Here is a 16,970-nt window from a genome sequence, read left to right as displayed (position 1 = left end):
TCACGATTGATGTGCCAGCCCAGGTGAGCTTGCCAGCCGAGTTGTACGACGTCGAATTTGTCAGTGAAGACGGAAAGCTAGTCTTGCGTGAATTAGATCCGCAAACCGGCCAACCGATTGGACAATTCATTGCGGCACCATCCGAAATTAAAGTTGCCGCAAGTTCATTCGCATTTCTTTATGACGGAGCGAATTCGATCGTCGAGATCGATGAGAACGGCAATCAGACGGGAGCTCCGATCACGGCGCTGGCGGGCATCGATCTGCAACTGGCCCCCAGTCGACAGTTCGTCCTCAGCGACCAATTCGGATCGACTCGCATCGTCGAACTCGAAACAGAAACCGGGCAACCCACAGGCAATTCGTTTGCGATTCCCGACGAGTTCCAAAGCACTCCGTTCAGCGAACTCAGTCTTGGATTCGACGGCGTCAGTTTCTACATGACCGGTGGAGACCAGTTGTTGGTTTTTCACTCGGAGCTTGGTGGTCCCGCGGAGGTACACGAGGGCTACGGATTTGGCGCCGGCACGAAAGACGGGATTGCCATTGTGAAAGGCGAAGCCTACGTGCTTGATTCCAACGCGGGTACGATCCAGCGGACCTCCAACTTCGAGTCGGTTCAACTGAGTGGTGACGTCGCTTGGAATCCTGGGCTGGCCTTTGGGGATGGAGTATTCTGGCTGACGGGTGAGAAAGATGGCGTTCAGAAGGTGTTCCGTGTCTCCGACAATGGCAGGATACTGACCGAGAATCTGCTAAGAACGAACGAGACGCCGACGGGAATTGTGTACTTGGTTGGTCAGACGGGCGATGAGGTGCGCGTCAGTTATTTGGATCAACAAGGCGGTCGTTTGGATCTTTACGATCGCGTCAGCCTAACGCCAATGGGAACATCGTTTCTGGGACAATTCGCAACCGGGGCAGTCGGCGCTGGTTCGAAACCGTTGCCGCTCGACTTGGACTTTAACGGCCAATTCTTTTACCTCGTACAAGGTAAAGAACTATTCGAATTCGATGAGGCGGGGATTCACGCAGGGGGGATGATTGACTCGTTCGATCCGAGTGACCGTTACGATGGCGTGGAGGCTCTCGATGACGGACGGATTTTTGTCATGGACTCCGCTGCCAAGAAACTACAGTTTCTGCCAGAGGGCATCGGCAGCACGGCTCAAGATCTCTTCTTGAATCCAAACGTGAACTGGAACCCAGGGTTGGCTTACGGGAACGATCGGTTATGGCTCACTGGCGAAGAATTTGGGAGGCAGTACTTATTCGAATTGGACGAGAATGGTTCGCAGCGTCGTCGCTCGGAACTATTCGGCCTGAACGGGGAGCCCGCGACGGGAATTGCTTACGTGCCCAGCCCAGTCTTCTGGCAAGACGAGATCCACATCAGCTATCAAAGCAATGACTTGAACGGTCGACAGCAGCCCATGTTGAACCGTTATGAAGCGTCGAGCGTCAGTCTACTGGGAAGCTCCCCTTTGCGAAGGCAAGCCACCGGCGCGATCGCTGCGGGCGATATCCCCCATTTCGATTTGGATTACGACGGCCAAACCTTCTACTTGGCGATGGAGCAGGAACTCTACGCGTTTGAACAGACGCAAGGTGGAACGACTCTCAGTAACGTCCAGTCTTTCGATGCGGCCGAGGGACAGATTGACGGCGTGGAAGTGGTTGACGGAGGCATCGCCTTCCTAATGAACTCCGCCGCTGGCGAACTTCGCGTGGTGGATGTCAACAGCGGCACCTTGCTGGCACAGTTTGACCTGGATGCACTGATCCCCAGTCAACAGGGTGGTGGCTCCATGAACTGGCACCCAGGTTTAGCCTACGGAAACGGCATGCTCTGGCTGACGGGCGAAGAATTTAACGATCAATGGTTGTTTGCCCTGCAAACGAATCCCTCCGATCCCAACGATCTCACGTTCCGTCAACAGGACCGCTATCGCCTTGATTTCTCGAGCAGAGGATCTGTCACCGGAATTGCTTACCTGGAAAGTGCAACGGGTCTCGAAGACGAGATCCATGTGACTCAATCGGATCCGTTCGGGTCCCAGTCACCCAAGCAGTTCACTCGGTACCGCATCGACTTCAATCAGGGCGATTTCTTCCTGAGCCCCCAGGGATCCGCTTACCATGATAGCTCAGGTGCTTTAGCAGGCATCAGTGTTCGAACCGATGTCAATGCGGCGATCAACTTCTACGGCTTTACGTCGGGAACACAGACTGCCGAACCGCTGATTGCTCCCGGCACAACCATTGTTGTCGACAACGGACCGAAGGGCCTGGCAGCGAACTTGTTGGACTCGGCTGATGCATCCTTGAACGGCCTCAAGACCGAAGACATGGGAACGATCACGTTCGAGCTCGGTGGTTTGAAACTGACGGACTCGTTTCAACTCGACGTCAGCACTGCCGAACCAGGGCACTATACGATTTACTCGCCCGCCAGCGTCACCACGAATGCGATTGACCTTCGGCCATCGCTCTCTAGTGAACTTCGGCTGAATTCGCTCGTTGGCGGCACCCAATACCTGGTGAAGATTCAATCAGAGAATCGCACGCCCACGATCTATGATCTGCAATTCGATTTTGATAACGACCTCGAAACGCTAGGGCAACAAACCGAACTGTCTCTGCGAACGGACGTCCAGCGCCGGGACGTGATCGTTGGCGGACCCGGCGACGATGTATTGATGGGTGGAGCGGGCGAAGATTGGATTTTCGGTAACGAGGGAGACGACGTGCTCAGTGGCGGACTGGATCGCAACGCCAGCGACTTGCTGTTCGGCGGTGCGGGTAATGACACGTTCCAAATCATTCCCGACTTTTTGCCGCTGTTGGGCAATCAATCCGACACGGTCTTCAGCCCGGCAACGCAAACGTACATTCCGACGTACAGCGATCAATTGCTCGGCGGCGAAGGTGACGACCGGGTATTGTTCCTGGGTGGTGACAAAGACCGTCGCGGTCACGACGTGCCGGATTTCGTGTCACTGCGATACAACTCGGGGCTGCATCGGTACGAGTTTACGAGTCTCGTCTGGGACATCGGACAACAGCAGTTCGTTACGGAGGATATCGATAACAACGGTGATGGCACGACGGACTGGACCGCGTATCAGCAAAAGTACATGTTCTATCAGGCTCGCGACGTCGAAAGCACGGTGATCATCACGCAGGGCGGTAACGACGTGGTTCATGCCGATCCGGGTTTTCAGTTCCTGCCGATCAGTGGAACGTTCGACGCCTCGCTGTTCGAAGAGTGGGGCATCGATCCCGGTGATTTTGAACAAGGTGCACGTATTGCGGCCCTCGATATTCGCGGTGGAGCTGGGGACGACGTGCTGTATGGTGGCGCGTTGGCCGACACAATCGACGGTGGCACGGGCGATGACATCATCGTCGGCGGCGGTGGCAGCGACAAGCTGTTCGGAGGGCCTGCCAACGACACCATCTTTGGCCACGCGGATGCGGGAGTCGACCAGATTCTGAACACGTCGGATGACCCGGTATATGCCTATCCGTACGTGCCGGTCGCCGGACCCACGTTCGAGCCCGAATTATTCACTTACGAGCTGGCGCAGCCCATGTTGGGCAGCGTGGAGCCAGGGCTGGCAGGAATTGATTTGAATAACTCCACAAGCTTGGATGTGAGTAACGCGTTCGCGTTGGAAGGCTCGGCTCGCGGAGAGCGACTGTCGACGTTGCAAAAGATCGGTGATTTTAACGGCGACTTACAGGACGATTTTATCGTCAGTGGTCTCAACTTCAGTTACGTCCTGTTTGGACCGGTAACGTTAGATGCCGTTGAGAACATCGAAACCTACGCTGAGATTGTGATCGACCACGCGGCCTTGGGAATTCCTGCCAAGACCTTTGGTAACATAAACGGGGACAGTTATGCCGACCTGGTATTCGTGCATGCCGTGCCGAGCCTTCCAGAAGCTTCTGCGGTATCGGTTGGCGACACGCTGGTTACCGTGATCCTTGGCGGTAAGGCTGGGCGAGTTGATGTGAGCAACGTGGCTGTGCCCTGGCCGCGTCTGTGGGATCAAGCCTTCGTCCACAACTACCTTAATCAACGAACGGCCGACAGAGGCCTCAATAGTCGCACAATTCGTTTAGCCGGAGCACCACTGAATCCGGCCGTGGGGACGAACTTTGTCCCTGATGTTTACGTCCTGAATCTGGACGGCGACTCGCACGACGACATCCTGATTACGACCGAGAACTCAACGCAAACCGGATCTTCCGTGACGCCGGGCAAGTTTGATCTGGGCTACATCTATTCTGGGCAAACTCTTCAACAAACCGACCGCGAGCTATTACTCGGCGACCGGTTGGGCAAAATGCGTTCGGATGCGGGCTTCTCAGACTTGCAGACGATTGTTGCGGGTGACGTCAATGGTGATGGACTTGATGACGTCCTGTTTGGCAATTCGACGCTGACAGTGAACGTGGCGAGCGTTACCCGAGCCGTCGTCACGGCACCGGACGGCATCACATCCACGCCCGGTTTCTCTTCGCAATTAAGAATTGAATTGGGGAATTTGAATGAGACACTGACAATAGCGCAAACCGCGAACGAAAATGCGGTCACATTGGCAACGAAGATTAACTCAGCCATTCTGCAAAGTAGTCTTGCCGGGAATGTGAGCGCAAGCGTGACCGGTGGGAAACTGACTCTGACGACGCTTGATGGCGGGAGTGATGTGACGCTGTCGTTAAGCGAATTCCTGCCACCAGGTGTGCTTGGATTCCCGACGGTGAGGAACGATACCCGCACAGGCAATAGCGCACAGGTCATCGGGGACGCCATCGGTCCGATCCCAACAAACCTAGTGACGGTTCTCGATTACGACGTGCGGAATATCTCAGCGAATGGGTTCAGCCAAGTAACGACATTGATTTCGCCAGGACCGAGTCCCATCACCATTCCTGCGTCGGCTGCACCGCGACCGATTAGTGAAGTCGTCAATATCGTGAACGCCGCCTTCCGGAATGAACCCTTACTCGACGTAATTGAAACGACTGTAAATGATGGAATTAGGGTGCAGGACGATAGTGGAGGTGTGTTATTCATTCCAAATACGACCCCGCTGAAATCAATGAGGTTGACCATCAGTTCGGAGGGCTTCGAAGCAGGAAGAACGGACCTGAGGTTCAGTGTTAATCTCTACTCGCCGTCGGGAACACGAGTCAACTTGCCATCACCAGACATCATCAACTTAGAACGGAACACATGGACGTTCGACGTTCCGGTAATCAACCTCGCTCCGGGTGCATGGCGTTTGAGTCTGGATAAGATTGGTCAGAACGCACAGTTTTCTCACAAAGAAGGCGCGTTTTGGAATCTTAGGACCACACGTTCTCAGTTAGTTGCAAGAGAAAACAACGGCCGGATCATGGTCGAGGCCTTCGGTCCATCGGGTGTGCCTACGACATCACTGAGCATTTCTGATCGGACCGTTACCCGGCCGCTCGGCTTTACAGCGTCTCAGAGCTCAACGGGAACGACAAACGCTTTCGGAGTGCCTTCCAATTCGCTGTTCCAGACGAAACTTCCCACTGGCGGCCAGACGCTGATCAGCCTGACGGCGTCGTCTGCTAGCGAACTGAGACGTCCTTCCGCGTTGGGTGACCTGAACAACGATGGGTACGATGATGTCGCCCTGGGGACAGCAACCGATCTTCGGATCTATCTGGGAACAACCACCGGGATTCTTAATTTCGGCACTCCCGATTACGTGATCGAGGGATCTGGTTTGTATGCAACCGCTGGTGACTTCAACGAAGATGGCCATGCCGACCTTATCATCAGCCAGCCCAACTCCGGTAATGCCTACACATTCCTTTCGATTGCCGATGGATCAGCCACTCGGCAACTCTCCGATGCCAACGTGACGTTGCCAATCGGTACTGGCGTGATCGATTCCAACGGCGGTTTGCCTTCGTCGCCCAACCTGGATCTGAATGCCGACGGAATTGATGATCTCGTTATCGGTGCTGGTTTGGCGAGCAGCACATCGGGTGGTTTTGAAAGTGGCAAGATCTACACGATCTATGGTGCCCATCAACGAATCACATTGCCGGCAATATTTGATACGCTTGAAAATATCTCTGTGCCAGGTAGCGGATCCTATGTGGTCAATCGCGGGACAGGTCGTGCCGAGTTGTTTCAGGAAGGCGATCAGCCATTCGCGTTGCCCGCAGGTGGCGAGCGTTGGTTCCAGTTCAGCACACTCGGGGACGGAAAGGGCGGCGATGCGATCCGGATCGATGGCCAAGCTTTGGCGGACTTGATCGACGCGCAAGGGCGTGTGCTAGCGGAAAACGTCGCGGCGATCGATCTACGCAAGTATGCAGCTGGCACCTATTACCTGCGCGTCGTTCCGGCAACCGCTTCGGATACCAACTTCGCGATCTTGGTCGACGCGCCGATCCGTGGTCAGACTCACCAGACATCGACTTTACCGGATCGTGACTTGATCCACGGCGGCGATGGCGACGATCTCATTGTTGGCAACCAGGACCTGGATCGATTGTTCGGCGACAGTGGCGCGGACACCTTCACAGGCGAACCCGTTGAGATCCGCGACCGCAATCTGGCTGATAATCCGGACAATCCAGTTCCGATTGGCCAACTATCGTTCGATGACGTTAGCCAGCCTTTGGATCCGATCGTGACGATCTCGGATCTCGGTCTTCGCACCGCGATTGCCAACACACTGGGAATCCCGGTGACCGGCTCCTCGTCGATCGTTCACAAGGAATTCCACGCCAGCGATCTGGCTGCAATCGTTCACTTGGACGCGTCAGGTAAGAACATCTCGAATCTGGCTGGTCTTGAGTCTCTCACCAATTTGTTGTCGCTCGACTTGTCGAACAACCAATTGGACAATTCTGACCTTGCGACACTGGTACCGCGTCGTCTGACTAGCGGCCCCCAGGCTGGCGAAGTCATCGGATTGGCCCATCTGTTAACATTGAACCTTGACGGGAATTTGTCCCTCGCCGACATCTCTCGAGTTGCCGAGTTGACGGGTCTTCGCAGCCTGAAACTCGAAGGCACCGGCGTCAATGCGTCGGCGAACAATACGACCCGCACCTTGCTCGATCTGCCTGATCTCGAATTTCTGACGATGCCCAATCGGTTCCTGCAAGCGGGCCAGAATCTTGTGTTCGACGAAGGGGATCAAGTCAATCTGCTGTTGGCCGATCCCACATCGACCGTGCCGTGGGAAGTCTTCATCCCGCATGATTCGTTCGCCACACCGGCCGCGTCGGGCACGGGAGCGGTTCAATTCGACACGATGGATAGCGGGCTGGCGACGCTAAGGATTGGCACCGTCTTCCCGGTGTTCGACATCGAGGACATTCAACTCTACATCCGCAACGTCGCACCCACAATTCAACGAGTGCCCGATCTGATCGATATCGATGAGGGGCAGACACTTGTCATCGAGCCGAGCAACAACGGCAGCTTTGACGTGCGGATCGATGCTGGTTCCATCGGGCAGGTCGTGGTCGTTGATCCGAGCAGCGCTGACTTGGCGAACCTGCAAGCCCGGTTCAGCCTCTCCGATCCTAGCGGCCACGTGACGGAACTACGTCCCACAGCGTTGCAACTGGACGGGACGAACGCGATGAAGGTGTCGCACAGCCCCGACCTCGACATCCGCCGACAGATCACGCTGGAGACGTGGTTGAAGGTCGATAGCTTCGATACGACTTGGCAACCGATATTTACGAAGAGTGCCGGCCTCGTGGCAAACGACGCGACGTACAGCCTACTTGTCAAAGACACAGGCAATGACACGGGTCTGCTGCGATTGACTTCGGCGGATGCAATCGGCGAGCAAACTGCCGACACGGCACCGGGAACGATCCAGCTCGGCCAATGGTATCACGTCGCGGCTTTGATCGATCGCGTCACGGGGCTCATGACGATTTATGTCAATGGGGCGATCGCGGGCCGGGACAGCGTGCGCCAGACCGACACCAACTCAAACACGGCGCCCTTGTTAATCGCGCAGTCGTTCTACAATGATTCCAATACCTCGCCGCTGCGCGGCAGCCTAGACGAAGTGCGAATCTGGAACAGCGTTCGTACCGCCGAACAGATCCAAGGCAACATGAACGAATTGTTGCGAGGTAACGAATCCGGACTGGTCGCTTACTATCGCATGGATGAAGCTGGCGGGGATATCGTACGCGATGCGACGCCACAAGCTCACGATGGCCAGTTCGATGTGTTCGGCACCTGGATGCCGATTACCAATTTGTTCAATACGGGCATCGACGCCAGCGGTGCGGCACTGGGAAACAATGTCACCGATCCGCACTATCAAATCGTCTCTCACCCTGGCGGCGGCCTGGTGGCTACAAAAATCGATCTGGTGGGCACTGGGCTCTCCGCGGCCTGGATTGCCAATGACGACAATTCAAACTGGATCGGTCCCAGCGGCAGTGTTGCTCAGCCAGGCGATTACACTTACCGCACCACGTTTACGCTGCCGAACAATGTCGATGTGAATGCGGTGATCATCACCGGTCGATGGGCTACGGACAACGGCGGCCAGGACATTCGTATCAATGGCAGCTCGATCCTATCAGCATCACCAGATACCGGCTTCACCGAGCTGACTGAGTTTGTAATCGACGGAGGCTTCCTTCCAGGCACCAACACGTTAGAGTTCGTGCTCAACAACGGGGGAGCAGACTTCAATCCGACCGGCCTGCGCATCGATGATTTGGTGGGCAAGTTCCGTACGCGCGAAGCGTCTCCTAACGACGCGTGGACCAATGTCATTCCAGATGTGCTGAGACCGTCGTTCGTGTTCACCGACAACGGAACGTACCATTTGACGATCACGGCGTCCGACGGCGATGGTGGTTTCGACAGCAAGCAATCTACCTTCAACGTGAAGAATGTCGCGCCAACGGTAGAAATTGGCGATGGTCACACAGTAACGCCTGGCCAAACGGTTACGTTCAACGGTGCGAACGCTTTCGATCCAGGCCCGCTGGATCAACAATCCCTGCGATATTCGTGGGAAGTAACCAGCAACAACGGCGATGTCGTTCTTCCGGCAGGCACTACGTCGCTGAGCTTCACGCCGCAGTACTCCGGAATCTACTCGGTGGCACTGACGGTCACGGATCCGGACGGTGCCTCCACGACCGATAGGACGAACGTGACGGTCAATCCGGTCGCCGTGATCACCGATCGAGATGATTCTTGGGTGGAATTGAGCAGTGGGGACGGGTTCAACCTACCGCGGGCTGCGTTGAACTCGTTGAGCGATGTGACTCTTGAGTTCCGCCTGCGAACGGCAGACGGCGCAGTGGCCACGGGCGACCAATGGTTGCTCCGCGGTACCGATTCGCCGGATTCCAATGCCTCGCCAAAGTTTGCCGTCCAGTTATCGGCGGATTACGGCTCGCTCACATTCCTGTCTCCGTTGGGTGACGGAACCAGCCAAGGCCAATACGATTTTGCCTTGCCACAACCGCTCAGCGACGGTCAGTGGCATCATGTCGCGCTCGTTCGCAACGCGGTAACGGACCAAATCTCAGTCTTGATCGACGGCCAGTTGATCGGCACTCGCGACGCGGGGGCGAGCGGTTTTGACGTCCTGCCGATTCAGACGCTGCTGGTCGGCGGTAGCGACAGCAACTTCGTTGGTTCGCTGGATGAGCTACGGATCTGGGATCTCGCACGAACACAGACCGAAGTCCATGCGGATCTTGGCAGACAGCTCGACGGATCGGAAACCGGCTTGGTCGGATATTGGCCGTTCGACGAGTTGCCAGGTAGTGATCTCTTCTTGGACCGCGGTCCCCGCCAGAATCATGCCGCAGAAATCGGAAGTTGGAACCAAGTCGCTCGTCTGGTCACCGATGACGCTGCTCTCGCGGATGGATTTGGGCGTTCGGTCGCGATCGATGGCGACACGATGGTGGTGGGAGCACGCTTTACCAACCTCAGTGACGAGTTTGATGACTTTGCCACCGGCGCGGTCGATGTGTATCAGCGCGTCGACGGCAGTTGGCTTCTGGTGCAAGAACTGACTGCAAGCAAACCGTCGGCGGAAGCACACTTCGGTTATTCCGTCGCCATCCAAGGCGATACTTTGGTGATTGGGGCCGTTGATGCCCGGGACGGTACTGGTCTTATCACAGGGGCTGCGTACGTATTCACCCGTAACACTGACAATGGCGTCTGGACCGAAACTCAGAAACTGATCGCCGACGACGTCGCCGAGTACGCTTTCTTTGGTTATTCGGTAGCGATCAGCGAAGACGACACCGTTGTCATTGGTGCGTTCCGCGATGACATCAACGGAGCATCTGAAGGCTCTTCCCAAGGTTCGGCATACGTGTACGCTCGCGAGGGCAACGTGTGGAACGAAGTTCAAAAACTATCCGCCAGCGATGCTGCCCCGGATGATCTGTACGGTGTTTCCGTCGCCATCAGTGGCGATACATTGGTCGTCGCCGCGGACCGCAATGATACCGATTCGATCGACGCGGGAGCGGCCTACGTTTACAAGAGGACCGCTGGCGTTTGGACCGAAACACAGAAACTGACGGCACGCGAAGGTGCGGCGGGTTTCGGATTCGGGATTTCGCTCGCACTGGAAGCCGACACTCTCGTGGTCGGATCATTCAGCTCGGTTAAAGCTGGTCTCGATTCGGGTGCAGTCCATGTCTTCCAGCAAGCAGGAAACCTGTGGTACCCGACCCAAAAGCTGACCGCCAAGGACGGCGATGCCGGCGACCAGTTCGGAATCTCGGTGGCCATCAGCGGTCCAACTCTGGTTGTGGGATCGCATTTCGATGACGACGATGGGGTAGATTCCGGAGCGGCCTACATTTTCCAGCGGAATGGGGACGCGTGGACCGAGGTCCGCAAGTTGACGGCAGTGGACGCGGCAGCCGATGGTCGATTTGGAGTCGGGGTAGCGATCAGTGGCGAAACGCTTGCAATCGGATCTCAATCGACAGCGGGATCCGGGCCGGCGTATGTTTACTCGCAATCGAGTTTTCCCACCCGCGCGGCCGAGGATCGTCCGCTAGGTAGGATCAGCGAGGGCAGCGTTCTGTCGTTCGACGCTCACGATACCAGTGCTCTGGGGATCTTGCGAGGAACGAATGACGGTGTCACTCGCAGCTATCTGTGGAGCGTCGTCGCGAGCAACGGTCAAGTTGTTACCGACGGAACGGAGGCGATCTTCAACTTCACGCCGCTCGATGAAGGCGACTACACGGTCCGGTTGACCGTCACCGATTCGTTCAGTGCTGACGAGACGTCGCTGAGTGACTCGGTGGAAACCATCATTCGGGTCGGGAATGTTGTTCCCAAAATCGATCTGGACGGGAATACTCGCACACGCGAGGGGGCCTCGTACCAATTGACATTGGGTGATGTTTCGGATGCCGGTGCCGATACGGTCATCGAGTATCACGTGCACTGGGGTGATGGGTCCACTTTCGACAACGACGGGGATCCGAACACGGCGGAAGATGAATATGAAGTCTTTACGAATGCTGGAATCAAGTCGCATTTCTACACCGAGGGCGGAACCACTCTTACGATCATCGTCGATATCGTTGATGAAGACGGCACGCATCTTGCCGCCGGAACTCTGGATGTCCTCGTCGACAACGTCGCTCCGGTGATCAGCCTTGCCGGCGACAGCAGCGGTGATGAGAACAGCGAATTCGCGTTCACCTTCAGCGCCACGGAAAACGCGGGTGAAAACGACCCATCACCTCTCGGCCTCAAGTACACGCTCGACTTTGGCGATGGAAATAGCATCCACGATGTCATGATGTCCAGTGGCGTCGATGTGAATCAAATGCACACCTATCTCGACAGTGGCGTTTACACCGTCGTGTTGACGATCACGGATAAGTTCAACGACAGCACGACTCAAAAGATGACCGTGACCGTTAACAACGTCGCCCCGACGTTCTCGGCAAACCTTTCGGGTGACCTGACGGGCAACGAAGGCCAATCGTTGACGTTCTCGGCAACCGCCGTTGATGTGGCCGGCACCCAAGATCCCTTGACCTACGTCTGGGACTTCGGCGACGGCTCAACACTCGTCAGTGGCCTCAACCTGACCAGTGTCGATCACACATTCGCGGACAACGGTTCCTACACCGTCGCCCTGACCGTACGCGATGGCGACGGCGGGAGCGTATCCGAATCATTGAACGTTCTCGTTGATAACCTGCATCCCGTTGTCGTCTCGCCGTTGGCGGGAGACACCAGTGGCGATGAGAACACACGCTTTGAATTTTCCGCCACCGCATCCGACCCGGCCGGATCGAAAGATCCCTTGACGTATCGATGGAACTTCGGCGATGGCAGCTCTAAAATCAGCGGCGTCAACCGCACCAACGTCGACCATGTTTATGCGGATAGCGGCGACTACACCCTGACGCTGACGATCACCGATGGTGACGGAGGCCAGATGGAACAGACGTTGAATGTAACCGTCGCCAATGTGGCACCGAAGATCACTTCGTTGATCGGTGATGTGACAGGCACGGAAGGTCAGACTTTATTCTGGACGGCCGCGGTCACTGACCCTGCGGGTAGTAAGGACCCGCTGACCTATGCTTGGGACTTCGGCGATGGAACACAAACGAATCAAGGCGTCGACTTAAGCCGGATTCCGCATGCTTACTCGAACGAGGGAACCTATACCGTCACATTGACCGTCACGGACGGTGACAGTGGCACCACGACTTCGACTCGCGAGATCGTCATCGCCAACGTCGCACCGAAACCGATCGTTCTCGATCCCCTGCACGCGACAGCGTTAGCGACGGGCCCGCAACTCCTTAGCCTGACTGGTGAAACCAATGGTGTGGCAGGGCAGACTTTGCGATGGGTCGCAACCGGCTTCGATCCCAGCGGTGGTGATCTGACTTATGCATGGGACTTCGGTGATGGCACGAACCAATCGACGGGCAACTTAGGAGCGACCTCCCATACCTATGTCAATGATGGCAACTATGTGATCACCCTGACCGCCACGGACAGTTTTGGTCACACAGCGACTCGTCAACTGACGATTGAAGTCGTTGATTCTGAGGCGATTGTCGGTGATGTGTCACCGCGCATTGTCGACCTGACGAACACAACGATCACACCTGACGCTCTGGGCGTGATGTTCTCGGCTCCTGTGATCGATCCCGACAGCAGCGTCCTTTCTTATGAATGGGATTTTGGCGACGAAAGTGCTTTGCTAGCAGACAACAACCTTGCTGTCGTCAGTCATCAATACGCGAGACCCGGCACCTATACGGTGACACTTCGCGTGACGGATACCGATGGTGGAGTGGATTCGACACGGCAATCTTTCGTGATCGGCAGCCCGATCGCACCGACCATATCTGGGTTGGGTCGGATCGTTCGCGAAGGCGATACCCTCACGCTCGACGCTGCTTCGCTCTTGGCCGTTGGTGATGGTGACACGGTTCGGTGGACGGTGTCGTCTGATAACCCACAGGTGATTCCAGAGAGTAACGATCCGCGATTGAGTCTGACCTTCGAGGACGAAGGAGTGTACTCGGTCACGTTGGCCGTCAACAATGGAGCTTCCGAAGAGACGACGACGTTCGAAATTGCGGTCAGCAACGTTGTACCGCAGATTCCCGAACGCGGCATCGCACTGAGTGTCTCAGAAGGGACACCGGTCACGCTCGACAGTTCGGTCTTCGATTTCGGCAGCGACGACACCCACACTTTCGCATGGAACGTGACGACCAGCGACGGCCACGCAATAGAAGGTGGCAACACACAACAGTACAGCTTCACCCCTCTCGACAACGGGCTGCACACGGTTCTATTGACCCTAACTGACAATGACGGCGGCAGTAGCTCGACCACCATCCTCGTGGACGTTCAGAACACAAAGCCCATCGTCGATGCTGGTTTCGACACGGTGGCTCGCGCGGACGAACTCGTGGTGCTCGTTGGACCTGATTCGTGTACCCAGTCAAACGATGTTCCGAAGCCTGTCCCGAATAGCTTGACCTATACCTGGGCCTTCGGCGATGGCAGTGTCTCGGAATCGGGAGTGAATCTGCGTAGCATCCGTCACGAGTATTCGCAGAGCGGGAACTACGCCGTGAGCGTGACCGCCAAAGAAGGCAGACGTGTCGTCAGTGTTCGAGAGTTTAATCTACTCGTCGATGAACCAACCGACGTCAATTTCAACTACGCTGCCTCATGTATCGATTCGGGCCTGGACCAGCATCACTTCCAATGGAAAGTGCTCGCCAGTACCGGACAACTGATTGCCGATAGCAGCGACCCAATCTTCCACTTCAAGCCGGATGAGGTCGGCACGTACTTGGTCGCTCTTGCCGTGACGGACGACGATGGTGGTATGAGCAGTGACACGCTCGTCGTTGAAGTCGAGAATGCTCCGCCAACGTTCAATGCACCGGACCTTCCACCGTTCCGGGAAGGAAGTGTTATCGACTTATTCAGTTCCTTCAACGACCCAGATTCTGGTGATGTGCATTCGTTTCTTTGGAAAGTTTCTGCGAGCAACGGACAAGTCGTGCGGCAAGGCACGAACCAAGACTTCAGCTTTATCGCGAATGACGATGGTATTTACACCGTCACGCATACCGTTTCGGATAGCCATCGGGCCCAGGCCAGCCAGACTTTCGCGATCACGGTCAACAACGTCGACCCAAGTGTCGTGACCAACGCGACCAACGAGGGCAACCTCGTCACGGTTTCCATCGAAAATGCTTCGGATGCTTCGCAAGCGGATACTGCGGCCGGTTTACGTTACAGCTACGACTTTAATAACGATGGAACGTTTGATTTAGGAGACGGTAGCTATGCCGGCTCGGTTACCGATACTTCTTCGAGCTTTGTGCCGTCCCATTTGCATCTGAACGTGGATGGCTCGGCGATCGCCACCGTCCGCACACGAGTTGTCGACAAGGACGGTGGGACCAACGACACCATTACAACGATCGAGCTTAGCGACCAACTACCTGCTTTGATGTCTCCCGAAGCCGCCGATCCGGTTCCGGGTGAAGCCGTGGTCAACATGAGAGCGTTTTCGACAGCGTCGAATGCTCCGGGCTCTCTGCAAGTGGTCTATGAAGTCATTGGTAGCGAGGCCGCTCCATTTAAGATCACTCTCTATGAGTCATCCGATCCGCAATGGGATGTCGGAACGGATTCACCGATCGGCGCGGTCATTGACGTTGCTGATGTTTCGATGCTACAGCCGGGGCTGCATATCCTGACAATCAATGATCTTGATTACGCAGCATTTCTGACGGAAAAGGATGTTGGTTTTGTGCTGGCTGTTTCCGACAGTGTCGAAGCGGATGATGCCAGCCGTGGCGTTGGCTTCTATGGCGTCTATCAACCGTCCGCAGATGCGTCCGCTACTGCGAAATCCGGAATCGTGATTCGTGGCCTGGACAGTCGTGGGCGTTACTCCGCTTCGGCAAACGATGAAATTACGATCGTGAGTGATACGGATGACTACGTCATCACCAGTCATTTGACTCGCGAGCCTGTTCGAGTCGACAACAGTCTCGCCGGCCCGATTTTGATCATCACCGCCGATGGTGACGATACCGTCCGAGCAAATGAAATGGTCACCAACCCATTACGCATCTTTGGTGGTCCCGGCAGCGATACGCTACGTGGCGGTGCCGGCGACGACCATATCGACGGCGGTGGCAACGTCGGAGACATCGTCGAAGCAAGCGGCGGAACGGATGTCGTGACGAACATCGAAGGCGTGGCATTCTGGGGGACCGATCAAGACGATACGATCTTAGTCAGTTGGTATATCGCAGACTACGAACAACATTTGGAGGAGTGTGCCTTTGATAGCCCATCGTGCGCGCATCACGATTTCGTGAAGGTCCAAATCAACGAACAAGTCTTCGACATAAACTATAAGCCGCAAGATAATTTCGAGACGATTTTTGTTTACGCCGGTGCAGGTAATGACCGAGTCGAAATGACCGATGAAGCGGCGCAGCACTGGAATGCGGAATTCCATGGAGAAGAAGGAGATGACACACTCATTGGCGCGAGTTTCCGATTTGGAAGTGACCGCGGCGGAAAAGATCGACTCTTTGGTGGCCCTGGAGAGGATGTTTTGCAAGGAGGCGAAGGGGATGATTTGCTCGATGGCGGACCGGGGCGTGACATGATCGATGCAAGTGTTAGCGGCATCGACCCTCAGGTCGTTTCGTCTCGCAAATTTCGTATCGACGACGAAGACGACTTCACGTTGGGCGAGGGATGGACGACGTACGGCCCGATTTTGACTGACGGTGAACTGTTCCAGCATCTCGCTCAGAACAACGCGACGGTTCTCGTCGCCAGCAATACATCTTGGAAAAACATCGTCTTGCCGCCGGACGTTAATTTCGATGGCTTGGTGACGGCATTGGATGCACTACTGATTATCAATCGACTGAACCAGAGTGAAAATTCCGATTTACCGGAGGCAACTTCCTCCGCGATCGTTGACTTAGGAGGTTACTTGGACGTCAGTGGAGATGGAGGGGCAACTGCCTTGGATGCACTGATGGTGATCAACTTTTTGAATTCGATTCCCTTCGTGTCGAGGACCGTTTCGTCCGAACCAGCAGGCGGAGAAGGCGAGCCAATGACGTCATCGCCGATGGTGGCAGCCGCGATGCCGCTGCGTCCCTCCGTCCGAGCCGATGATTCCGATGCTCTACCGCCCACCATGATTGAATCGCTAACTTACCTATCTCCATCCAATCGACCGAAGGTCAAGCCTGCAACTGATTTTTGGCTCGAGAATACGTCGGTTAATTTGTTGGACGAGGAAGAGTCGGATCCGTCGGACCTCGATCTGGATGAATTGCTGGACGAATTGGCAAAAGACGCAGCCGAGATCTGGAATCGAGGGAGCTTGTTTTGA

1 protein-coding gene (cut by a window edge) is annotated in these 16,970 nt (G+C 55.8%); it reads left to right on the top strand.

Going from position 1 to position 16,970, the window contains the following annotated elements; genetic code table 11:
- Positions 1-16,970: the 3' end of a PKD domain-containing protein gene (locus Pla100_RS27355; protein WP_231603700.1), read on the top strand. The gene continues 18,163 nt to the left of window position 1, outside the view; 16,970 of the gene's 35,133 nt are visible here — the last part of the coding sequence; its start codon lies beyond the left edge, outside the window; the stop codon is at positions 16,968-16,970.

It is taken from the genome of Neorhodopirellula pilleata, assembly GCF_007859915.1.
Taxonomy (GTDB): domain Bacteria; phylum Planctomycetota; class Planctomycetia; order Pirellulales; family Pirellulaceae; genus Rhodopirellula; species Rhodopirellula pilleata.
Note: the sequence above shows the minus strand (reverse complement) of the source record. Positions and strands in the feature narration are given on the sequence as shown.